We start from the raw sequence: 22,744 nt of genomic DNA on the forward strand, positions 1-22,744 counted from the left end.
TAGCGAACACAAGCTCTTCCGCTAGATAGGCGTTTTTATTTTTTTATTGGATACTAGATAGTACTGACTGACACCACCCTGTTACTCAAATACTGTGAGGAATTAAGTTTCTATAGAAAACTAAAAAACATAACTCACATAAGGGTAGTGACAAGCTTCTCAGTCTAGAATACGCCGTATACAATTGCTCCGATAACAATAAAAACAGCAACTGAGATGAAGAACAATCTCAGAACTTGCGCATCTGTTTCTCTTCTGTTGACTTCGCTCATAATTTATCTCCTTAGTTAAGGTACATTCTTTCTTTGATTTAGATTTAAAGCCGATAAATTATCGACCCCCCTTGCTCACACAATCACAAAATTTTGTAATCGTGAATCTTATCTCCGCCCCTCAGATTCACTGCTACAGCGATCTTTATGTGTGGAGCCGAGTAATTTATTCGCAATCATCTTGTACCACTTAGATTACTGCGCCGTTGAATTCTAACTCACATTTAACAACAATGAAAGTATTGAAATTAAGTGCGCTTTATTATTTACCAGAAAATCGCATGATTGACAATATCTTCTCCGGTTATCGGGCGTATGCTACATCCCGTTAAGATCACAATGTCCAAGGACTCACGTAGCCCGTCAGCTCAAGATAGCCGCGCCCTACCGGCCTATCATCTCTGGTCAGCATCACGGCTCCTTCCCAATATACTGCGCCGGTCGATTGGCGCGAATCCAGTTCCTGATCGTCAAACAATGGCGTGAGTTGCCATTCAATCTCACCGGTGCGAATATGCATGGCAACCGGATAAATCGCCTCAGTATGTGGTGAGCGCCAAGTACGTACGGGAGTAAATTCCACTTGATCGGGATCAAACAAAGTCATATTTCCTTCAGCATCGCGTAGCGCTGCATAAGCCCATACTTTCCCACCCTGCTTCGCACGTATTTGAAATGCCATCAACGCTGAACCATCATCCAGGTTGGCGCCCACCCAATCCCATCCATCAGCATCAGTGTCCATAAAGGCGGTCGACCATTCATGATCCAGCCAAGCACGTCCATTAACAGCGACTGGCTTGTTTTGTCTGAATACTGTGCCAGTCACACTCAAATGCGGTTCGCTGTAGTAATAACTGGCTTGCGCTGGCTTTGGGCCTTTACGGGAAAAACCGTCCATATCTTGCAGCATGATGCTTTGCGTGGGCGTTAATGACAATTGCAAGCCAAATTCTCTGGCTTGCATATTCACCAGATAGCGGCCATCCTCCTCACGCACCAACGTCCAATCGTCCAATTTAACGTCCGTATTATCATGTTTGGCATAGGCGAGGTCAAAACCCTCCCGGGCGGTTCTTTCGGCATGCATCAATTTACCGACCGCAGGATCAGATAAAGCCAAGTGCGCGATAATTAAGTGCTTAGCAGCAAAGCGACTCGGATTATCGTGATTGTGATCAGTGGCATATCGAAAGAAAGTAACCTGAAAACCCAACGGTTTCTTATCTTCCGTTTCCAACCAACCGGTGATATACCACCATTCAATACGAAAATCCTGGTGTGACCCATAATCCATTGGGAAGGACAGTTTGTAATCTGGAGTCACCGGTTTTAATCGGCTCGATTCGGCATATACCAGAGTGACGAGCAAACTAAAAAACAGCATGACAAGAACGATTGAACCACTGCCAAATTTGTTCCGTTTCATTACCAATCCTCCCGTACAACGCGAATAACCTGACCGGAAACTGCCTTGCGCCCGAAAACCAGAGCTGTCAATGCCGCCGAAATCAACATAATGATGGCAATCGCCAATAACCAGCTCCACGGCATATGCAGTTGCATGGTCCAGTGAAAGGACTGTGGGTTGACGATAAAAACCAGAATCAAACTGATACTCCACCCCAGCACAAACCCCAACCCAACACCGAGTGCAGTCAGCAACCCCCCTTCCGCGGCCAGCATGACAAGAATCTGCCGGCGCATTACACCGATATGCCGCAGCATGCCAAATTCCTTGGCGCGCGCCAGTATTTGCGCAGAAAAACTAGCTGCCACACCCAGCAATCCAATAATCACCGCCACTATTTCCAGTAAATATGTCACCGCAAAGCTTCGATCAAAAATCTCCAGACTCAAAGCTCGCATGTCACTTGATCTCGATATCTCAAGTGCAGCACCAAACGGCAATTGTCGCAAACTCGCAATGGCCGCATCCGATGTCACGCCAGCTTGCAACCACAACGCCACATTATTGACGCTCAAATCTCCTGTCAATCGCCGATAATCCGCCAATTGCATCTGTATCGCACCAAACTGGCGACCATAATCCCGCCACACTCCGGCAACCAGAAATTCTCCGGATGCTGCACCAACTGGCAGAATCACACTTTCACCCACCCGATAACCATACAAATCGACCATCGCTTCAGATACCCAGACAGGAATTGCATCTTCAGGCAATGATCCTGCCGCGATCACGTCATCCGTTAGCGACAGCGTATTGCGTGGATCCATTTTATCCACAGGCCGAGCAAACAATGTGATATCCGGACGATTAACATCAAGCGTCAACTTCTGGGTTCGAAAGAATTCCACTCGATCAAATTCTGGCAACGCCATAATCGCATTTTGCGCATCGGATTGAAAACCGCCCTGATCACCGATTACAGTAGTGTGCACATACAAATCGGCCGGCAATACATGCCCAAGCCAACTGTCGATTGATACGCGAAAACTTGTCACCATAATTGCCATTGCTACCATCAGGCTAAAACTGGCCAGTATGCCGCCCAATGCAATTGCAGCCTGATTCGGCGCATTCGCCAACCGAGCCAGCACCAATGTAAAAATAGCACCGATCCGAACATGACGTAACCAGCTCAACAAAAAAGAAAATACCCACGCAGCAAATCGAGGCATCAAGGCGATACCACCCATCAACAATAATGCAATCGCGAGATAACCAAATACCGGCAGCTCGAAAATGGGAGGCAGGTGCGTGAACAGCAGTGCAAGTGATAAACAAATCACCGCAAACCACGGTGTAGACAATTTTGCCATGGCCGCATCTTCAGCACCAGACCGCAAAGCCAGTGCAGGCTTAGCACGAACTGCCTCCAATGCGGGCGCGATGCTTCCCAGCAACGTCACACTTAAACCTACTGCAAAAAATATCAAAGCATCCCAAGGATCAAGAAAAATATCCGGTTTAACGCCTGGAAAAAAATTTGCCCCTAAATCTCCTCCCAAAAACTGGATTGCCATCGCTGCAACGACATAACCCAACCCCAACCCCAGCACTGAGCCCATTACACCCAGAAATCCGCCTTCAGTGATGATCTGGCGCAACAATTGTTGCCGCGTGAAGCCCAGCACACGCAACAATGCAAATTGTTGACGTCGTCGAATTACTGATAGAGCCTGAGTGGAAAATACCAAAAACGCACCCGTAAATAGCGCCACCAGTGCCAACATATTCAGGTTAATACGATAAGCACGCGACATATTGGCAATTCGCGCTTCCTGATCCGCTGCCTCCGTAACCCAATAGGATTCACCTAATTCTGCAGTCAGTTTGGCTTTAAATGCTGCATGATTAATGCCTTCTTTGAGCTTCAATTCGATCCGTGACAATTGTCCGATCTGTTCAAAACGCCATTGAGCCGCACCAATATCCATCACCGCTATGCGTTGACCTGCGCGCGCTCGCACCAAGCCGCCCGCTACACGCAGCATGATTGTTTGCAATCCAGCCTGTAATTGCAACGCATCGCCTTGCTCAACCTGCAACCATTCCATTGCAGCAGGGGATAGAAATATTGTATCGCTGGCTATGCGATCCAGCGTTTCTCCTTCGTCCGGTAACCCCAGTAAATCAGGAGAAATTTGCGCCGCCCGGAATGGATCAATGCCGATGATTTTCAGCTTATGATCATTTCTGCTCTGCTGCTTTCCCGGCACCCTCACATCCAATTCCAGGACAGGGTTCGCTAATGCAATACCCGGATGCTTAACCAGCACAGGATAAAGCGCCTCATCAAAAAATGCTTTTTTTCCACGCACCTGCAAATCTGACTGCCCGGAAAGACTCTTGCTGGCCGAGGAAAATTCATTAAAAGCAGCACTGTTGATCAAATGAATTGAAAATGCCATAGCAACCCCGATGGCAATAGCGATCAATGCAACGGTTATTTGCAGGATATGCACGCGCCACTCACTGACCAGCATCCAGCGGAATATCGATGCCGCCTTCATGGCTTGTGCTCTGACTGCGCCGGACGCAATCCATCCTTGGTCAAATTCAGCACCCTATCCGCCGTGGCAGCCGCTATATGAGAGTGCGTCACAATAATGCCAGTCGCACCATTCGCTTTAATTTCCCTACGCATTAACTGAAGAATTTCATGCGCGGTATCCGGATCAAGATTACCCGTCGGTTCATCTGCCAGCACCAATTTGGGCCGATGTATCAATGCACGTGCAATCGCCACGCGCTGCAATTCACCGCCGGACAACTGGCGAGGAAAGTGATGCCCGCGACCGTGCAACCCTACTTGCTCCAGCATCTGCTCTACACGATCCGTTGTCATACCATTCAACAACAGTGGCAACGCGATATTCTGTGCCAATGTCAAATGCGGCAGCACATGAAATGCCTGAAAGACAAAACCAAATTGTTCCCGCCGCAATTGCGTCGCGGCATCATCCTGCATTGATGAAATGGCAATTCCGTTGATCCGGATTTCGCCGGAATCAGGCGCATCCAAACCGGCGATCAAGTTTAACAACGTCGACTTGCCTACGCCCGATTCACCCATAATCGCGACGTACTCACCCGCATTCAGTGTGTAGCTCAGATTAGCCAGTACCTTCCGATCTTCGGCATAACCTTTAGTAATGTTGCGTAACTCCAGCATATTCAATAATACCCCGGCAATTCATTCAAAATAGATGGTCGGCAAAACCACAAAAAATCAGTGCATGTATCGCCCGACCAAGGTATGCTTTAACTGTACCACGATAATTAATTAATCGAAGGCACTTCTGGAAATCCAAAACCCTGGATCAAACAAGATGCGCGCAGGAAATAGTTTCGCTGCATATATTTTATATATTACTCAAGGAGTTTTTTAAATAATGCAGCATTGGAATTTCTGGAAGAATCCGCTAAAAATAGGAGAAAAATCATGGCACGAGCCAGCGCACGTCATATTTTGGTTAAAACCGAAGAGCAATGTAACAACCTGAAAGCAGAAATAGAAAGTGGCGCTGATTTTGGCATACTGGCTCAGGAGCACTCATTATGCCCATCCGGAAAGCAAGGCGGGGAACTGGGTGAATTCGGCCGCGGGCAAATGGTGCAGGAATTCGATACCGTCGTCTTTAGCGCTCCTGTCGGCGAAGTGCAAGGCCCGGTCAAAACACAGTTTGGCTATCATCTGTTGGAAGTGACGCAACGCAGCGATTAAAATCCACAGCCTAATTCGCCGCGTACCACCAAAATCAAAAGATGCCGGATAGGTCATCAACAACACAAATTGATACTACCAAGATTCGTCTTTTGACGGGAATTAACCCTGCGCAAGCACTTGGATTCGCAGTCAGTTATTTGATGACCAAACCAGCATTCGCACGCCTGCCATTTGGGCACTGGTCCCGTATACTGGTTGGACAAATTAACCGCGGCCATTATCTGATTGCATCCGATAATGGGCACATTGTCGGATTTCTCGGCTGGGCACTGACCACTCGAGAAAAGGGTGAGATGTGGCTTGCAGAACAGGGTGAACTTTCCTTCGAAGATAGCAGATCTGGTGAGATTCTGCTGATCAATGCCTGGGCATCGGAATCAAACGATGTCACGCACGTCCTCCTTGAACGCTTACGCGAGATCGGACGCGCTCAAAAAATGATCTATTTTAAACGTCATTATCCGGATGGCCGTACCCGCCCCGGACGCCTCAGCGTCAATGCCTTCGTCGACGCACATATTCGTGCCGCCCAATCCAGTGCGAAATTCAACACTCCAACTTCTCAATAGCTTGAGCATGCTTTAGCCGCATTGGCATAGAATCTCCCTCAAGGTACAGAAATATACTTTCACTGACAAAACCAGGAGAGTTAATATTTTTTTCCTATTATTAACAGTGTATTACCAAACAACTTAACCACTTAGGGTTGTATTCTAACCGCAATTTATCCCATAATGGATAAGCTGAAAATCATTTCAGCGTTGTGATTTTTCTCACAGTCAACACAGTCAGTATTGAGTAATCTAGTACCTGATGATCCTCATCTAGACTGGATGACTTTCATCTTTTTAATGACAATTTATTTATCTTTTAGGAGATTTATCTTCAACTCTAATCTTTAATCTTAAGGAGATTCAAAATGGCTATAGTCAATGGAACAGCTAATAATGACTTCATTTCAGTTGCATTCATCTCACCCGGGGTATCCAACTTTCCAACACAATCAGCCGATACTATTAGGAGCTTCGGCGGCAACGATACTATCAGCAGCGCTGGAGGCCCCGATACTGTTTTTGGCGGCCCGGGTGCCGACACCATCAATGGCAACGGTGGTAACGACACGCTTAATGGCAATGGCGGCAACGATACCATCGACGGCGGAGCCAACAATGACACGATCAATGGAGGTGGCGGTAACGACGTCTTATTTGGCGGCTTTGGCAGGGATATATTGCGAGGAAATGCCGGCGTTGACCAACTGAACGGCGGTGGCGGCAACGACAACATCCTCTCTGATGGCGATGGTGGCACCTATAACGGTGATGCAGGCAATGATTATATGAGATCAGGTCTGGGTCCAGAAACCATGAATGGTGGACCGGGTGTCGACACCATCGATCATAGGGTCTTTAATGGAAACTATGAGTTCAACATGGCGACCGGACTGACAAACTTTGGCGGAGAAAGCTTCATCAATTTCGAAGTCGCCAGAATGGGTGGAGGCAATGATACTGTGACCGGAAATAATGCGGCCAATACGATCTTTGGCGGCGCAGGCAATGACACCCTGGAAGGTGGCGGTGGTGTAGACAGGCTATTCGGCGGTGCAGGCAATGACACGATTACCTCCGATGGCGATGGCGGCATCTATAATGGTGATGTAGGCAATGATTCGATGACATCAGGACTAGGCCCCGAAACCATGAATGGCGGAACGGGTGTCGACACCATCAATCATACGGCCTTTAATGGCAATTATGTATTCAACATGACGACCGGACTGACAAACTTTGCTGGAGAAAGATACACCAATTTCGAGAATGCCTTCATGGGCAATGGCAATGACAATGTCACTGGCAATAACGCTGCCAACACAATCAAAGGCGGTGGCGGCGCAGATACTCTAAATGGTGCAAATGGTAACGATACGATCCTAGGTCAGAACGGCAATGACATCATTTTTGGTGGAGCAGGACAAGATACCTTGATCGGTGGCAACGGCAGGGATGTAATGTCTGGCGGTGGCGGCAACGATATTTTTGACTTTAACGTACTCAGCGAAAGTGCTGTCGGCGCTAATCGGGATGTCATCAATGGTTTTATTCCCGGAATTGATAATATTGACTTATCATCCATCGATGCCGTGAATGGTGGTGCTGATAATGCATTCATTTTCAGAGGCACAAATAATTTCACCGGTGGCGGTGAAGTCCGATACTTTCAGGATGCAGGAAATAACAGAACCATTGTTCAAGCAGAGTTTGAAGGCGATGGCAATTTAGTTGTCGATATGGAAATCCAATTAAATGGACTTCACGTACTCGCTGCTGCCGATTTTGTACTCTAATACCTACTAAGTTGATTTGAGGCTGTTGAATCCTTCAACAGCCTCGGTAATTTTCACAACGCACGGTAGTTCTATCGATCCCCAACTGATCTCTATATCTGACCTCCGATCATCTTTTACCCGATGATATCGAGCTGGTTATCTAACCACCGCAGGAAAGTAACATAGGAGTCTTTTCTTGCAATATTCAAGCTAGAAATCTGTCCATTTCTGTGGTTTTTCTCACAGGCGAAATAGATAATATTTAGTAACCTGACACTTGATGTTCTTAATCCGTCAGCTGATCAACAAATCAATTCATCTATTTTAAGGAGAGTCAAAATGGCTAATATCACTGGAACAATTGGTAATGACACAATTTCGTTTGCACTCATCTCACCCGGAGTTTCTGGATTTTCAACCCAACTCGCCGACACCATTAATGGTTTCGGTGGTAACGATACCATCAGCAGCGCGGGTGGTCCTGATACCGTTTTTGGTGGCAGCGGCAACGACAACATCACCGGCAACGGTGGCAACGATACACTCAATGGTGGCAGCGGCGATGACACCATCGACGGTGGTGCAGACAACGACACAATCAATGGAGATGATGGTAACGACATCATATTTGGCGGCTTTGGCAACGATATATTACGAGGAAATGCCGGTGTCGATCAATTGAACGGAGGTGGTGGCAACGACAACATCCTCTCCGATGGCGATGGCGGCACCTATAATGGTGATGCAGGAAATGATCTGATGTTTTCAGGCAACGGTCCCGAAACCATGAATGGTGGTACCGGGGTCGATACCATTGACCATCAATGGTTTGGCGGAGATTATGAGTTCAATATGCTAACCGGCCTGACAAACTTTGGCGGCGAACTTTATACCAATTTTGAGATTGCCAGGATGGGTGCAGGCAATGATACCGTAACCGGCAACAATGCTAACAACACAATCTTCGGCGGCGCAGGCAATGACACCCTGGAAGGTGGGGGGGGCGTAGATACGCTAAATGGCGGCGCCGGTAATGACACGATCACCTCCGATGGTGACGGTGGAACCTATAACGGTGATGCGGGTAATGATTTCATGAAGTCAGGTCTTGGTGGTGAAATCATGAATGGCGGAACAGGCATTGATACCATTGACCACACAGCCTTTAATGGCAACTATGTATTCAACATGACAACCGGCCTGACAAACTTTGGCGGTGAAAGCTATATCGGCTTCGAGAATACCTATATGGGCAATGGTAATGACAATGTCACCGGCAATGCCTCCAACAACACCATTAAAGGCGGTGGTGGCGCGGATACTCTGGATGGTTCGAACGGTAACGATTCGCTCTACGGTCAGGATGGCAACGACATCATTTTTGGTGGATTAGGGCAAGATACCTTGACCGGCGGTGAAGGTAGAGATGTAATGTCTGGCGGTGGTGGTAACGATACTTTCGACTACAATGCGCTGAGTGAAAGCGCTGTCGGCGCTAATCGAGATGTCATCAATGGTTTTACTCCCGGGGTTGATACAATTGACCTGTCGTCTATCGATGCTGTGAGTGGTGGTGCTGATAATGCGTTCATTTTCAGAGGCACGGGTAATTTCGCCGGCGGCGGTGAAGTGCGATACTTTCAGGATGCAATCAATAACATGACCATTGTCCAGGCAGAATTTGAGGGTGATGGCAATTTAGTTGTCGATATGGAAATCCAATTAAATGGACTTCACGTACTCGCTGCTACCGATTTTGTACTCTAACTAAATTTTATTTGGGGCTGTTGAATCCTTCAACAGCCCCAATTATTTTCTTGCCTCTACCGAATTCTCTAGCACTTCACTACCATTTCAGTTGGTTATGAAGTTTGTTTCCATTGCCATTAACCAGCAAGTTAGTAATTCGATTTCTCATTTGCTACAATTATAAATCTCAATCTGCTCTCAAGTGCTCTTTATGCAGCGTCACTCTGAGATCTCAGCAATTAATCCAGCAGGTTCCATCATTTCTTGGTGCAATACGGATTGCGCGCAATAACTTACTCTTTTAAAAATAATTAACAATTAATGGAAAATTCTCAGAAAGGTGCTCAAACACGCTGGCAGGCCGTCAAAATGGCAGCAGGTTTTATTGCACCCTACAAGCGTCAGGTCGTCTACAGCTTATTGGCTTTGTTATTCACAGCCACCATTACATTGTCGATTGGCCAAGGTATTCGCTTGCTGATAGATCAGGGGTTCGCAACGCAATCAAAAGAGCTGCTGAGTCAATATGTGGGAATATTTTTGCTGCTGGTAATTGCCTTAGCTGCGGGCACATTCACCCGCTATTACTGGGTCACTTGGTTGGGTGAGCGGGTCATTGCCGATCTTCGCCGCAAGGTATTCAACCGCTTGATCCACCTTCATCCCGGTTTTTTCGAGCAAAACCGCAGTCTCGAAATTCAATCTCGGCTGACTGCTGATATGACGTTACTACAAACCGTGATCGGGTCTTCCGTCTCATTTGCGCTACGTAATTTGGTTATGATGATAGGTGGCATTATTTGGCTATTCATCACTAATGCCAAGCTCACTGCGCTGGTGATGATCTGTGTGCCGCTGGTTGTAGCACCCATTCTCATTTATGGTCGCCGGGTACGGCATTTATCACGTCAAAGCCAGGACAAAGTTGCTGCGGTCGGCGCTTATGTCGGCGAAGTGCTCGGACAAATTAAAACCGTGCAGGCTTATAATCATCAATCCATTGATCAACACACATTTCATAATCAAGTCGAAGCAGCCTTTTCGGTTGCCAAGCAACGCACCACGCAACGCGCGTTATTGATCACAATCGTCATTATTCTGGTGCTCGGTGCCGTCGGGCTAATGCTATGGGTCGGTGGCATGGATGTAATCGAAGGTCATATCAGTGCTGGTGAATTGGCTGCCTTTGTTTTCTATAGCGTTATCGTCGGTTCAGCCGTTGCCTCCATTTCGGAAGTTATTGGCGAATTGCAGCGCGCCGCTGGTGCCGCCGAACGAACGATCGAGCTATTACAAGCACCGAATCTGATTCAATCGCCTGAGAAACCCCACACATTACCAGAAGTATCCGGAAATATTGTTATTGATAAATTGTGTTTTGCCTACCCTTCCCGCCCCGAGGTGTTGGCTATCAAACAACTGTCATTAACAATCCGTGCAGGTGAAACGTTAGCGTTGGTGGGTCCTTCCGGTGCAGGAAAATCTACATTGTTTGACCTGCTGCTGCGCTTTTTTGATAGCCAATCCGGCAGTATCAAGCTGGAAGGTATTGATATCCGACATTTGGATCTTTTTGCATTAAGGCACTGCTTCGCCCTAGTAGCACAGAATCCGGCGTTATTTTACGGCACTATCAGCGAGAATCTTCGCTACGCGCGCCCCGCAGCCACCGATGCCGAGGTCGAAGCAGCCGCCAAAACGGCCTACGCACACGATTTCATTTGCATGCTGCCACATGGCTATCAAACGCATTTGGGGGATTCAGGATTAGGCTTATCAGGTGGCCAGAAACAGCGACTAGCGATCGCACGCGCGCTATTAGCCGACACACCGATTCTATTACTGGATGAAGCCACCAGTGCGTTGGATGCACAAAGTGAGTTTTGGGTGCAGCAAGCATTGCAGCATCTGATGCGCAATCGCACTACGTTGGTTATTGCCCATCGTCTGGCTACCGTGCAATCCGCCGATCGGATTGCGGTGCTCGATCATGGTTATTTGGATGCATTGGGAACACATACCGAGTTGCTGCAATCAAGCCCTTTATACGCACGGCTGGCAGCATTGCAGCTACAGCCACACGAAGGAATATGATCTACGCTACCGATCTATCAGTTTCCTGACTATTCAGACCGACACCCGCAGATTGAATCACCCGTGATAATGTTTTGCGCGCGGCGCGCATACCGATCCCCATCTGCATGAGCGCGCGCAAATGCACTGAGCGTTTCAGCACTAGTGCCATTAGATGCAGCGGATTCACTCCTCCATCTGGATATACTGCACCAAGCAATGCTTGCGGAGGAGAAAATTGAACCGGATCAACAATAACACGCACGGCGATAAAAGGAATACCTGCTTTCGCAGCTACCACTGCAATTGCGCCACTCTCCATATCCACCGCACAAGCACCTGTGACATGAGCCAAATCCCTTTTTGCATTTTCGTCTGTCACGGGTACCGCACTGTCAGTCAATACACCGTTAATGACAGTAATATCCGCCGGGAGTAGCCGTTGCAATCTATCGCGCCAAGTTATGTTTACTGGTAACTGATCAGCGGAATGAATAATAGCCCCCGGCAATACCAGATCACCTGACTTTAAACGGGGATCCAATGCCCCGGCAACACCAAAACTTGCCAATGCGGTGACACCCTGCCGCAGCAATTCCTCTGCTGCTGTTCGTGCTGCCTCTGCGCCCATGCCACTGAGCCACAAAACAGTATAATCATCGATTTGCACCATTTCGTTGAGCGGAGCCCGCATCGATGATACACAACTGGCTTCAGCTCTTAAAGCTGTCACCAAGCCGGTTACATACATACGGATACTGTTCTGGTCAGTGCACGATAACGAGCCAAGGCCCAAATCGGAAAGAATTTTGAATACCCGTGATAGCGAAGATAGAAAACTCGCGGAAAACCGGGGGCAGTAAACCAAGGATCTTCCCACAAATGATCATTTTCCTGATTACGCAGTAAGTAATTGATCCCCCTACGCACCGACAGACTGTTAACTTCACCGGCCGCCATCAAGCCCAAAACGGCCCAAGCAGTTTGAAATGCCGTGCTGGTCTCGGGAAATTGTCCGGCCAGTTGTGCATCCAGATAGGAATCGTTCGTTTCACCCCAACCGCCATCGGCTCTCTGCACGGATTCTAGCCATTTCACGGCACGCCGCACCGATGCGTGCTGCATGTCAAACTCAGCCAGCTGAAAGGCTTCCAACACTGACCACGTACCATAAATATAATTGGTACCCCAACGTCCGAACCAAGATCCGTTTTTCTCCTGTTCTCGCAGCAGAAAACTGATGCCACGCCAAACTTCACGCTGGTGCTTCCCATATTTTGCCAGTAAACCTATACAACGCGCCGTCACATCACTAGTGGGTGGATCAATCAACGCACCGTGATCGGCAAAAGGAATTTCATTCAAATAGTGATGGGTATTATCAATATCGAAGGCTGCAAAACCACCATTACGTGATTGCATGCCTGCCAGCCAATTGGCTGCGCGATCCAAGGATTTCAGGTAACGCTGCGCATCGCCTTGATCCAACGCCCAAGCTACAGCTGCAGTGTCATCAAGATCTGGATAATGCGGATTGGCGTATTGAAATGCCCAACCCCCTCCTGGTAGATTAGGCTGCTTGTCGCGCCAATCACCCGGCGCATCCAAAACCTGTTGCTCAACTAACCAATCCAGTGCTTTTAACACAGGCTCCTGATCCGTCGTTGAATCTTCCTGCAATGCCAAACTTGTCAATACCGTGTCCCAAACTGGCGAGGTACATGGCTGACACCAAGCACGCTCTCCTTCGTCAATTAATAACCCTCGTAAGGCGTTACGGCATTGCACTCGATTGGGGTGGTCATACGCATAGCCCAGCAATGCTAGTGATTCATGCGCGTTAACCATTGCAGGGAAAATAGCACCAATTCCACACTCACCATTCAGACGTTCAAGCGTCCAATTTTCCGCTTTGCGTATCGAATATTGACGTATAGATTGAGGAAGCTTGGGTTCAACACGTGACAAAACCCGTTCGACCAACATAAAGGCACGCTTCAACAGAGTGTCCGCTTTCGGGAAATAATTCTTCTCCTGTTCTGGCGGCACAATAAATAACTCGCGGATGTCTACATTACGCGGATTGATCGCGCGTGCTTTAATCGTACATAATATAGATAACGGTATCATCACAGTGCGCGACCAGTAAGAGACCTTACTAATATGAAAGGGGAACCAACTCGGCAGCAATACCAATTCCGAAGGTACAACCGGCACCCCGCTCCACGGAATCTGCTCATACATGGCGAGCAGCAATCTCGTGAAAACATTCGCTTTGGCCGCGCCGCCACGCTCCATGATAGCTTCCCGGGCACGTACCATATGCGCTGCATCAGGGGAATCACCCACTATTTTCAAGGCATAATAGGATTTAATGGTACAGCTGATGTCAAATGCACCGCCGTAATACAACGGCCACCCACCATGAGTCAAATCCTGTTTTTCACGAATAAAACGGGCAATTTTGTTTTCCAGAATAACATCGACCTCATCCATGAAGTGCATCATCAGAATATACTCTGCTGGAATTGTACAATCCGCCTCGAGCGGAAAACACCAATGTCCATCGGATTTCTGTAGTGACAATATGGCCGAACGAGCTTGGGTAAACTTATTTTCCAGCTCATCGACATTGATTTCATCTTGACTCAGACTGGCCGCTGAATGCGATGATGGCACTTTATCATTCACAGTAAACCCACCCGACTGCTGCGATATATCCGATATTCTCTGTAACCCGTCCATATACTCCTAAGCACTTATATCTATTGTAAATTTAAAATAATGAGGTGTATTTCACTAACACAATCGGTTGCATTATTGTTCAGATACTCGAAGCCTAATAAAGCAAAATCAAGAACATTATTTCTTGATTTTCACATCGTTATCAAATGGATTATCCTGAAAAGGATCATAATAAAGGTCTAGGGGCAGTTTGCCATCATGTACCAGGAATTCACGTTGTTGCATGGATGCTTCACGTACAAACAAATACGGATCCAATGCTGCCTCATCCCGAATCTGCATCGGGCCAATTAAGCGTGCGCGTTTGTCGATGGCACCCAAGATAGTAAATGGCGCAGCAAAGTATGTACCTATCGCAAGGCCCGCATAAAAAAGTACATTGGTAACAAGACTCACCGGAATATTAGTTACGTCACGTTCACTACTCGGCCCCAGTAGCGGAACAAATAAATAAGAACCTGGATTAACCCCCCAAACACCTAACGTCTGGCCGAAATCCTCATCATGTTTTTGCAACCCCATGTGGGTCGCCATATCAAAAAGTCCAGCCATACCAATCGTTGAATTAATAATAAAGCGTAACGTATCTCCAGCACCCTGCTTCACCTTCCCTTGTAAAAAAGAATTTAGGGCAACATTCGGATATGCCAAGTTATCATAGAAATTTCCAATGGATCGCTGTGCGGCATTGGGTACATAATCAACATAAACATTCACAACGGGCTCAAAGATAGTCCGATCAACTCGGTCCGTAAAATCATAAGAAGCACGATTAATTTTCTCATGCGGATCAGTCGGGTCAATATCTTCATCACTATTTTTTGGTGTTGTCGCGCACCCTTGCAAGATTGCCAGGCACAGAAAAAATATAATAAAAATCAAATAACGATAATTGATATTTCTCAACGTTTCAGAATTCTCATTCATTTACTTGTAATACAGCCAATTTTCATGTTTCCTTCAGCAAGGTCAAATACCATGTAACAGGCTCATCAATCCCTGATTCAACAGTTATTTGATTTCATCGGTATTGCTTGACAGATCAAATTTTACGGCAAACCAAACACTGCTGCTTTAGATTATCAAAAAACATTGAATAGCGTGGCAAAGGAACATATGAATGCCAAAATGGCACTACTCGACAATCCCTTCCGCAATATTTCATTCGGATTGGCAGTAAAACAAACGCCTGACATCTAACTTCCCATAGTTTCTACAGTATCGTTATCGTGCCAATCTGCACGTTTCAGCATAAATTATCAGTAAAAATATTGAGCCGCAGTATACACTACTACCTCAGAATCATAATTTGTTACTGCAGCTTAAAATTGCTTGTGTCCCTGCAAATTTAAAAAGATTAAAGCCACTTTTAATCCCTGCTTATAAGCTCATAAATTGAGAATCTGTCGGGCAATAAAAAAGTTTTCAAGCAATCTGAGAAGTTTACGAAAATGCGTCTCGAATCTTTCCTGACCACCAAAGTCGCGGCTAAGGAAAAACTCAACCTTCTCTCTCTCCGTGCACAATCTCTACCAATTTTAACGCTTGCAATTCCATTTCTATCACAAAGTCATCAACCCTTGCCCTGAAATGGCGATAAAAAATCATACTGGGTATGGCTACAAGTATGCCAAAAGCAGCATTATATAGCGCAACTGAAATTCCGTAAGCAAGCTGTGCCGGGTTGCTACCAGTAGGTGAATTTGATCCGAAGATTTCAATCATACCCACCAATGTACCAAACAAACCCATCAAAGGACTCAATGCGGCAATGGTTCCCAGCGTTGTCAGGTAACGACTCAAATCATGCACGATCACTCGGCCTGATTCTTCAATCGATTCCTTCATCACCTCGCGCGTGCTTTTGACATTTCTAAGCCCGGCCGCAAGTATTTGTCCCAATGGGGAATGCATTTGCAAACGTGCCAGCATTTCAGGGTTAACACCTCCGCGCTTATATTCACTTAATACCCTGGATAACAACTCCTTCGGTGCGACAACACTTAAACGCAATGTCCACATCCGCTCTCCGATAATAGCCAAGGCAACTATGGAAGCAATTATGATCGGCCAAATCGGCCAACCCGCTGCTTGAATTAACGATAACACGCGACATTCTCCTCACTCACTTTAGATCCGGGTATTCAGGTATTACTCTGTAACCTACTATATTACCTGATTTACATATATTATTACCAAGCAGTTAATTCGGCATGCCCTGTATCTGGATCATGCAATTCTAACAACCCATTTTCTATCCACAATTTCTGTGGATAAATCTGTGCGTATATTACAAAAAGGAAAAATAAGTGACCAAATTCAAACATCTTTTCTGATTTGATTATTTATTAATCTAACGTATATACATTAATAAACAACATGTTATACATTAAGTATAGCACTCTCTCGTATTAATTAACTGCTTTCTTTTAGATCTGACAATTCATTTCAGCGCTTGCCCATTATCAAAAAGAATCTGTTTCTCAGCACTAACCTTGCGCATAAGATACTGACACTTAGCAACAAATTACAATGCCAGCAATTACTTAAGCAAAGCATCCCATTACTACTATGAGCTATATGTGATATCCCCCAATGAAAGGAGCATCTGTCGCATACCGGACGATTGCGTCAATATAAAAAATCGCCAAAAACGAATGAAACAATCACAACAGCCAACCTTCTCACAAAAACATCATTTTATTTCCATCAGATGATGATGTTCTGCTCCGTCAATTCGAAGAAAACCCAATCTCTGATAAAGCCGGTAAGCCCTTTGATTAGCATGCAGAACTCGCAAGCGCAATGGCAAATGACGCACGCGCGCTCTGACAATCAATCGTCCAATCACTCCAGTGCCAATGCCTTGATTCTGGTAACGAGGATCGATCTGAATCTCATCCAGCCACAAATGATCCGCATGTACATCCACGATGAACATGCCAACAGGATTGTCATTCTGCAAAAGAATTTCAATTGGTTTCGATTCCCATGCATTCTTGAACAAACCCAATTCCTCGTCATCATCCCAATAGCCGAACTCTTGTGTTATCAGGTCACGGTACACAGTATGGTGCAATTCAAGCAACCACTGATAATCAGAATCTCGAACGGGCCGTATGCGGATATTCATTGAAAATCAGCCGATTCTAGAAGAACGGTTCCAGCCGTAATGCATTTTGGATCTTGTCGCAATGAACCTGGCTCACGCCCGCAGCATCGGCATAATCACGCCAGCGTGATACCACTTGCTGCACATCATGCAGTATCGCCTTGGCTTGGCCACGCTTCAAACCAGCCACTTTTTCAACTGCGACAAAATCAGCCAGCTCGAATCCATCTCGCTTGCCATTCAGCGTCATTTGGTGCGTGGAAGTCCAACGCCCTGCAGGTTGATAACTGTAGGTAACGTCAAAAGCCGGCGCCAATGACCATGTGCCTTGCTTTTCCATCAGGAAAGCAATGTTTTTCACATGATCGTCCTGATTGCGTGCAATGACATTGAACACCATGCGCCGAAATTGCTGTTCTACGTCGTGCATCGATAACTGTAAACGTTTGATGACTTGCATGGCTTGTTCATAGCTGTAGGCACCGGCCAGGTTGAAATCGTGATGGGCCAGCGCGCACAAGGATTGCATATGCAATCTGCCACCGCTATCGGGATGCTCGAGACGATCAAAACGCCTCGTCATGAAATGCTTGCGTCCTTTTTCTTCCAGTAGGCGGCATTCGTTCATTTGGATACCCGCATCGCACGCCATGTGATAATAGGCATACTCAATCGCGCCATAGCCTTGCGGATCTTCCAGCTCCTTGGCTTTATTGCCACTGACGCCATCAAACTTCAGCAACCAGTAGCCAAAGCCTTCAGGCGCTTTGACCTGCCCAGAATGCACTTCATGAGTAACCGGATTCCAGGCAATCACGGCCTTGGCACGCGCGCCACCAGCAGAAGTACCGACTTGCAAGATCTGTTTTAGCGCATGGGCTTTCTGCGTCTCATCGCCGAAAGCTTCTGCAAGTTGTTGACAATGTGTAAGTACTTCTGAGGCCAGCTTGACCAGTTGCTCAACCTGGATTTTCTGCGACGTGCGCACTTTCGGGCCTTTTGTCAGAAAAAATTCTAAAGCGCCCATGCCACGGCTACCGATATAACACAAACGCTCCACCGCATTAAACGAATCCGGCTGACGGCCCTGCGTAGCGAGCCAGGCATCAATCAATCAATGCATTGCCGAACTTATCCGGCAACGAATCGGCCAACAAGCCAGGCAAGCCATGAAAGGTATCCCGTCCCAGTGCCGAAAAACGATACACCGTGCTCGCCAACGGCATCGTAAGTGGCGCAATTTCAATGCCGCTGCGAGCAAACTCGCTATCGTATTCAAAGCTCGCCGCATGACCGCCATCCATCAATGCTACGGAACCGATAGTGCGCCCCCACAATTTCACTTCAGCGACTATGCTCATGACTTTGGACAGCTCTCTAGATGGATGAATCACTCCACGCCCAGGATTTTCCACTAGGCTTCATAGCGGGCGCGACACGACGACCTCTTGCTCGTTGTCGGCCCCTGCTCGCTTGCTTTTCCTTTAATAAGGCCATAGGGCTTGGGCCAGTTTCCGGCAACCATTGATTCAATCCATCCATCAAATCCAATGTACGACACAGGCGTATCAACGTCACCAATTGGACGGACCCACCAGCCTCAATCCGCTCCACCGTGCGCTTGGAGATCCCAGCCTCCACCGCCAGCACAGCCTGAGATAATGACCGCGCCATACGCCGTTGCGTCAAACGCGCACCCAACTCTGCCAGAATCACTTCATCGGAAAGATTATTATCTATTTTCATATCGCCACTAATATCGACTTAACGCTGTAATTGCACACTATATCGTCTAAAATGACGATTAAAAGACTTTAACATATTCTTGCACACCCTCTGACAAATCGATTGATACTGAATCACCTCAGATTTCTTCTTAATTTACCATTTTTCTGGCGATTCCTTGTATGTTATAGTGAAAACGGCAATCAAATTATGCCACTCCTACCAATACCATGCGGAGGATCAAGATGAAAAAAAGCAAGCCTGAATTACGCGACACGATCGTGGATACGGCCGTTACCATCGCCGAACGTTCATCCTGGGAAGCAGTACGCTTGTTTGATGTCGCCACTGTATTGAATATTTCTCTGGATGATATTCGTCTTTATTTCCGTGAAAAAGAAGATCTGGTTGATGCCTGGTTTGACCGAGCTGACGGCCAAATGCTCAAAGCGGCGGAAACCATCGAATTTTTGTCATTATCACCGCGCGAACGGTTACAGCATCTCATCATGACTTGGCTGAATGCATTGGCTGCACACCGCCAGATCACGCGTCAGATGATCGGCGCCAAACTGGAGCCCGGACACCTGCACATCCAGATTCCCGCTATCAAGCGCATCAGCCGCACGGTACAATGGATGCGCGAAGCCGCGCGACGCGAGGCCACATTTGTGCGCCGCGCACTGGAAGAAACCGCTCTGACCACGATATACTTAGCGACGTTTACTTACTGGATGCAAGATACGTCAGAAAATTCACAACGCACACGCGATTTTCTGGAACACAAATTGCTGTTGGCTGAATTGCTGGATCATAGGATTTATGGTGCTTCGCATAATGAAACTACGGTCGATTCCGCCGAGCAATCTGAGTCTGCTCCTGAAATTTTCACAAAAACTGAATCCTCTCCACTAACGGAACCGATTGCACCCAGAATGCATGCCAAGTCCGTCTGATCATAGACTATGGATCCGTTCACGCACGCTTTAAGCGGCGCCCTACTGGCTCGGGTTGCAGCACGAACACAAACTCCATCGCAATCACAATCGGAGCGAAACATTGCATTACCATTGCGTCTGCAAATTGCCGCCAGCTTTGCCGCAGCTGCGTTTCCGGATGTGGATTTTGCGCTCCGTCTGATCGACACGCTTACGTATCTGAATTGGCACCAAGGCCCGACGCACTCGCTGATTCTGTTACCGCTGTGGGCATGGCTATTGGCTAGATTGTTTGCATGGCTCGCTCAAAAACGCTATGCCTGGAAACTGTTTTTTCTTCCTGCATGCCTCGGCATTGCTATTCATATCGTAGGGGACTTCATCACTTCGTATGGACTGATGCTGTTCGCACCTTTCTCCACCGAACGTTTTTCACTACCACTGGTATTTGTCATCGATCCCTGGTTCAGCCTGATCATCATTGTCGGTCTGATCATTTCGTGGCGTTATCCACGACAACGAATCGCGGCCATCACAGCTTTGGCAAGTTTGTGCGGATATGTATTTTTTTTATGGACTCTGCACCAGCAAGCTGTCGAAATCGCCATCCGCTATGCCGATGCCCAAGCTCTGCCCAAAGCACACATCACCGTGTTGCCACAACCGTTGTCGCCGTTTCACTGGAAAATTATCATCCAGCACGATGAAACCTACCACCTTGCCGATATGAATTTGCGACAATCCGAAAAACAGCACAAAACAACTTGGCTACTGTCAAAAATGACAGCTGCCTATCGCCCCATTTTGGAAAACAATTGGCACATTCAACAGCAGTTCGGTGGTGATTCAACGAATAGAACACGCATCCGTGAAGCGTGGCTTAGTCCTTCTTTTGAGCCCTTCCGCGTCTTTGCCCAATTCCCAATACTGGAGCGCACCGACACTTCTGAACAAGGCTTGTGTATCTGGTTCTACGACCTGCGCTTCAAATTTCCGGGATTGCCGCCTTCTTTTCGTTACAGCGTATGTCGTCAGAACGATCTTTCTGACTGGCAGATGGTTCGGCAGCGTGGTTTATTTTATATTGATTGAGTCTGTTATGTTCGATGCCATCAATCACTCAAACTTTACCCAGTCATCAATGAAAAATTTATAATGACTACAACTAGTGACAGGAACCATCAGAAATGCCACTATATATCATTGATTCAGATACATATAGTTCCATTTACAAGACGCACTTGATGCAATGAACAGGTTTGCCGATAGAAAAGAAAACCCAACCACCGACGAATATCTGAAAGCCAGTCTGAATGAGGTCTTGGACAGGTTAAATAAAAATCCAAGCGCCTTACAAAGTGAGGAAGCATTCGTCCATGCGGTCATCACCGTACGCAATGCAATGATTAATGAGAAGCTGACCAAGTGGCTGATTGGCTTGACTGCAATCGTTGCAATTGCTACTGCACTATTAGTAATAGTTCCATTTTTCACGCCATCGTTTGAAGCCAAAAAATTAGAGGCCGCGCTAATTGCAACTAAAGCTGCGCATAATGACTTAAAGACTGAATTAGCAGCATTAAAAAATGAATTGCTTGAATCACAACGAACCATATCGACATTAAAAAACCAAGTTGAAAAGCACAATACTAGTCAGTAGTATCAGAGAAAATAAGGCACATGAAACCGTTGCATGCCGGCGAAACTGCAAGATCAAATCTGAATTGCTACAACTAATTGAGAATATTTATGTGGCAACATCAATGGATGCAGACATGTTAATGGATTGACCAACCGTGCAGACGAGTTCTTCCCGCTGGTTATGGAAATTATAGCAAGTGGCTCATAACGGAGAATCTGCCCCAAGTGTTGGGAAAATTCGATATTGACATATGAAATTATCCCCACTAGAGTAAGCGCTGCTTACGCGCTAAAAAATGCGGAGCAAGCACTACTATACTAAAACATAAAATTTAAGAGGGAAATATATACTATGAAAATAACCAAAATCATGTTCTTAAGCGCTGCCCTTGGATTGCTATTGACAGGCGTCACACACGCTGCAGAGCAGAATTTCAAAGTAGTTATCAATGCCTATGACACCACAATTCCTGAACTTAAAGTTGAAGGCGTAACGATTAACAACATTCGTGCCTTTAATGTTCTCAATGAGCCAGAAACATTAACTGTCAAAAAGGGAACGACTGTCAAAATCACTGTAGAAAATAAATCACCCATCAGTGAAGGATTTGCCATTGATGAATACGAAATTAAAGACATACTTAAAGCAGGCGAAACAAAAGTCATCTCTTTCGTGGCCGATAAAGCTGGCGCCTTCACTATTTGGTGTCAACTCCACCCTAAGAATATCCATCTGCCAGGTTCTTTGAATGTCATTGAATAGAGGGCTTTGAGACATTCGTGAAGTATTTGCTTTTTACTTTACAATGTAGTGGCATCTAGCTTGGTTAAATTGAATTCAACTGAATGCTTCTCCTATCTTTAGTTGCAGATCACATTTGCTCCTGGGGTTTGTAATCAAGGATAGGATTCGGAATGAAATTATATCTAACCAAAAATCAGAGAAAAAACTAAAAAGGCAATTT

At 46.5% G+C, this 22,744-nt stretch carries 20 protein-coding genes; 9 read left to right on the forward strand and 11 right to left on the reverse strand.

Annotated features, from left to right (window positions below; translation table 11 throughout):
* Nucleotides 1-606: 606 nt before the first annotated feature.
* The 3 genes from Q0C11_RS01695 to Q0C11_RS01705 are packed head-to-tail and all read right to left on the reverse strand — an operon-like array spanning nt 607 to nt 4,912.
* Nucleotides 607-1,701 (reverse strand): carotenoid 1,2-hydratase, encoded by a 1,095-nt coding sequence (locus Q0C11_RS01695; RefSeq protein ID WP_293005180.1) that lies wholly within the window; start codon nt 1,699-1,701, stop codon nt 607-609.
* On the reverse strand, nt 1,701-4,250 hold the full coding sequence (locus Q0C11_RS01700) for an FtsX-like permease family protein (protein WP_293005181.1): 2,550 nt from the start codon (nt 4,248-4,250) through the stop codon (nt 1,701-1,703). Before Q0C11_RS01700 ends, Q0C11_RS01695 begins: the two co-directional genes overlap by 1 nt.
* Nucleotides 4,247-4,912: an ABC transporter ATP-binding protein gene (locus tag Q0C11_RS01705; protein WP_293005182.1), complete on the reverse strand. Its 666-nt coding sequence runs from the start codon at nt 4,910-4,912 to the stop codon at nt 4,247-4,249. The genes Q0C11_RS01700 and Q0C11_RS01705 overlap by 4 nt, the downstream gene beginning before the upstream one ends.
* 270 nt (nt 4,913-5,182) lie before the next feature.
* Between Q0C11_RS01705 and Q0C11_RS01710 the strand changes: the two genes are divergently transcribed.
* The 5 genes from Q0C11_RS01710 (at nt 5,183) to Q0C11_RS01730 (ending at nt 11,639) form a co-directional block, all read left to right on the forward strand.
* Entirely contained in the window at nt 5,183-5,464 is a 282-nt protein-coding gene (locus tag Q0C11_RS01710; protein ID WP_293005183.1) for a peptidylprolyl isomerase, read from the forward strand.
* A 41-nt stretch (nt 5,465-5,505) separates the two neighbouring features.
* Nucleotides 5,506-6,036 carry a toxin-activating lysine-acyltransferase gene (locus tag Q0C11_RS01715; RefSeq protein ID WP_293005185.1) on the forward strand — a complete coding sequence of 177 codons (531 nt, stop codon included), beginning with the start codon at nt 5,506-5,508 and terminating at the stop codon, nt 6,034-6,036.
* Between the two features lie 350 nt (nt 6,037-6,386).
* Nucleotides 6,387-7,814 (forward strand): calcium-binding protein, encoded by a 1,428-nt coding sequence (locus Q0C11_RS01720; RefSeq protein ID WP_293005187.1) that lies wholly within the window; start codon nt 6,387-6,389, stop codon nt 7,812-7,814.
* 321 nt (nt 7,815-8,135) lie between these two features.
* On the forward strand, nt 8,136-9,563 hold the full coding sequence (locus Q0C11_RS01725; protein ID WP_293005189.1) for a calcium-binding protein: 1,428 nt from the start codon (nt 8,136-8,138) through the stop codon (nt 9,561-9,563).
* A 303-nt stretch (nt 9,564-9,866) separates the two neighbouring features.
* The gene (locus Q0C11_RS01730; protein WP_293005191.1) at nt 9,867-11,639 is read left to right on the forward strand and encodes an ABC transporter transmembrane domain-containing protein; all 1,773 of its coding nucleotides are present in this window, start codon (nt 9,867-9,869) and stop codon (nt 11,637-11,639) included.
* Nucleotide 11,640: 1 nt separating this feature from the next.
* Here Q0C11_RS01730 and Q0C11_RS01735 read toward each other — a convergent pair whose 3' ends face one another.
* The 8 genes from Q0C11_RS01735 to Q0C11_RS01770 all read right to left on the reverse strand — a co-directional run bounded on the left by Q0C11_RS01735 (nt 11,641) and on the right by Q0C11_RS01770 (nt 19,221).
* On the reverse strand, nt 11,641-12,369 hold the full coding sequence (locus Q0C11_RS01735) for a phosphorylase (protein WP_293005193.1): 729 nt from the start codon (nt 12,367-12,369) through the stop codon (nt 11,641-11,643).
* A complete protein-coding gene (gene shc, locus Q0C11_RS01740) occupies nt 12,360-14,363 on the reverse strand; it encodes a squalene--hopene cyclase (RefSeq protein ID WP_293005195.1) in 2,004 nt (667 codons plus the stop codon). The genes Q0C11_RS01735 and shc overlap by 10 nt, the downstream gene beginning before the upstream one ends.
* Nucleotides 14,364-14,480: 117 nt before the next feature.
* Nucleotides 14,481-15,290, reverse strand: coding sequence for a VacJ family lipoprotein (locus tag Q0C11_RS01745; RefSeq protein ID WP_293005197.1), 810 nt, complete (start codon nt 15,288-15,290; stop codon nt 14,481-14,483).
* Between the two features lie 573 nt (nt 15,291-15,863).
* A complete protein-coding gene (locus Q0C11_RS01750; protein ID WP_293005199.1) occupies nt 15,864-16,472 on the reverse strand; it encodes a MotA/TolQ/ExbB proton channel family protein in 609 nt (202 codons plus the stop codon).
* A gap of 586 nt (nt 16,473-17,058) precedes the next feature.
* On the reverse strand, nt 17,059-17,496 hold the full coding sequence (locus Q0C11_RS01755; RefSeq protein ID WP_293005201.1) for a GNAT family N-acetyltransferase: 438 nt from the start codon (nt 17,494-17,496) through the stop codon (nt 17,059-17,061).
* Nucleotides 17,497-17,512: 16 nt separating this feature from the next.
* Nucleotides 17,513-18,589 (reverse strand): type II toxin-antitoxin system HipA family toxin, encoded by a 1,077-nt coding sequence (locus tag Q0C11_RS01760; protein WP_293005203.1) that lies wholly within the window; start codon nt 18,587-18,589, stop codon nt 17,513-17,515.
* Nucleotides 18,582-18,836, reverse strand: coding sequence for a HipA N-terminal domain-containing protein (locus tag Q0C11_RS01765; RefSeq protein ID WP_293005205.1), 255 nt, complete (start codon nt 18,834-18,836; stop codon nt 18,582-18,584). Before Q0C11_RS01765 ends, Q0C11_RS01760 begins: the two co-directional genes overlap by 8 nt.
* Before the next feature lie 16 nt (nt 18,837-18,852).
* Nucleotides 18,853-19,221 (reverse strand): helix-turn-helix transcriptional regulator, encoded by a 369-nt coding sequence (locus Q0C11_RS01770; RefSeq protein WP_293005206.1) that lies wholly within the window; start codon nt 19,219-19,221, stop codon nt 18,853-18,855.
* A 224-nt stretch (nt 19,222-19,445) separates the two neighbouring features.
* Between Q0C11_RS01770 and Q0C11_RS01775 the strand changes: the two genes are divergently transcribed.
* From Q0C11_RS01775 to Q0C11_RS01790, 4 genes are all read left to right on the forward strand, one after another.
* Nucleotides 19,446-20,156 (forward strand): TetR/AcrR family transcriptional regulator, encoded by a 711-nt coding sequence (locus Q0C11_RS01775; RefSeq protein WP_293005208.1) that lies wholly within the window; start codon nt 19,446-19,448, stop codon nt 20,154-20,156.
* A 9-nt stretch (nt 20,157-20,165) separates the two neighbouring features.
* Nucleotides 20,166-21,230, forward strand: coding sequence for a metal-dependent hydrolase (locus Q0C11_RS01780; protein WP_293005209.1), 1,065 nt, complete (start codon nt 20,166-20,168; stop codon nt 21,228-21,230).
* A 157-nt stretch (nt 21,231-21,387) separates the two neighbouring features.
* Nucleotides 21,388-21,798 (forward strand): hypothetical protein, encoded by a 411-nt coding sequence (locus tag Q0C11_RS01785; RefSeq protein ID WP_293005211.1) that lies wholly within the window; start codon nt 21,388-21,390, stop codon nt 21,796-21,798.
* Nucleotides 21,799-22,131: 333 nt separating this feature from the next.
* The gene (locus Q0C11_RS01790) at nt 22,132-22,542 is read left to right on the forward strand and encodes a nitrosocyanin (RefSeq protein ID WP_293005213.1); all 411 of its coding nucleotides are present in this window, start codon (nt 22,132-22,134) and stop codon (nt 22,540-22,542) included.
* Nucleotides 22,543-22,744 lie beyond the last annotated feature (202 nt).

The sequence above is a fragment of the Nitrosomonas sp. genome (genome assembly GCF_022842015.1).
Classification (GTDB): Bacteria; Pseudomonadota; Gammaproteobacteria; order Burkholderiales; family Nitrosomonadaceae; genus Nitrosomonas.

Excerpts from the sequence above, each read along its gene's own strand:
- Q0C11_RS01695 (WP_293005180.1), bottom strand. The coding sequence starts at position 1,701 with ATGAAACGGAACAAATTTGGCAGTGGTTCAATCGTTCTTGTCATGCTG.
- Q0C11_RS01700 (WP_293005181.1), bottom strand. The coding sequence starts at position 4,250 with ATGAAGGCGGCATCGATATTCCGCTGGATGCTGGTCAGTGAGTGGCGC.
- Q0C11_RS01705 (WP_293005182.1), bottom strand. The coding sequence starts at position 4,912 with ATGCTGGAGTTACGCAACATTACTAAAGGTTATGCCGAAGATCGGAAG.
- Q0C11_RS01710 (WP_293005183.1), top strand. The coding sequence starts at position 5,183 with ATGGCACGAGCCAGCGCACGTCATATTTTGGTTAAAACCGAAGAGCAA.
- Q0C11_RS01715 (WP_293005185.1), top strand. The coding sequence starts at position 5,506 with ATGCCGGATAGGTCATCAACAACACAAATTGATACTACCAAGATTCGT.
- Q0C11_RS01720 (WP_293005187.1), top strand. The coding sequence starts at position 6,387 with ATGGCTATAGTCAATGGAACAGCTAATAATGACTTCATTTCAGTTGCA.
- Q0C11_RS01725 (WP_293005189.1), top strand. The coding sequence starts at position 8,136 with ATGGCTAATATCACTGGAACAATTGGTAATGACACAATTTCGTTTGCA.
- Q0C11_RS01730 (WP_293005191.1), top strand. The coding sequence starts at position 9,867 with ATGGAAAATTCTCAGAAAGGTGCTCAAACACGCTGGCAGGCCGTCAAA.
- Q0C11_RS01735 (WP_293005193.1), bottom strand. The coding sequence starts at position 12,369 with ATGTATGTAACCGGCTTGGTGACAGCTTTAAGAGCTGAAGCCAGTTGT.
- shc (WP_293005195.1), bottom strand. The coding sequence starts at position 14,363 with ATGGACGGGTTACAGAGAATATCGGATATATCGCAGCAGTCGGGTGGG.
- Q0C11_RS01745 (WP_293005197.1), bottom strand. The coding sequence starts at position 15,290 with ATGAATGAGAATTCTGAAACGTTGAGAAATATCAATTATCGTTATTTG.
- Q0C11_RS01755 (WP_293005201.1), bottom strand. The coding sequence starts at position 17,496 with ATGAATATCCGCATACGGCCCGTTCGAGATTCTGATTATCAGTGGTTG.
- Q0C11_RS01765 (WP_293005205.1), bottom strand. The coding sequence starts at position 18,836 with ATGAGCATAGTCGCTGAAGTGAAATTGTGGGGGCGCACTATCGGTTCC.
- Q0C11_RS01770 (WP_293005206.1), bottom strand. The coding sequence starts at position 19,221 with ATGAAAATAGATAATAATCTTTCCGATGAAGTGATTCTGGCAGAGTTG.
- Q0C11_RS01775 (WP_293005208.1), top strand. The coding sequence starts at position 19,446 with ATGAAAAAAAGCAAGCCTGAATTACGCGACACGATCGTGGATACGGCC.
- Q0C11_RS01780 (WP_293005209.1), top strand. The coding sequence starts at position 20,166 with ATGGATCCGTTCACGCACGCTTTAAGCGGCGCCCTACTGGCTCGGGTT.
- Q0C11_RS01785 (WP_293005211.1), top strand. The coding sequence starts at position 21,388 with ATGAACAGGTTTGCCGATAGAAAAGAAAACCCAACCACCGACGAATAT.
- Q0C11_RS01790 (WP_293005213.1), top strand. The coding sequence starts at position 22,132 with ATGAAAATAACCAAAATCATGTTCTTAAGCGCTGCCCTTGGATTGCTA.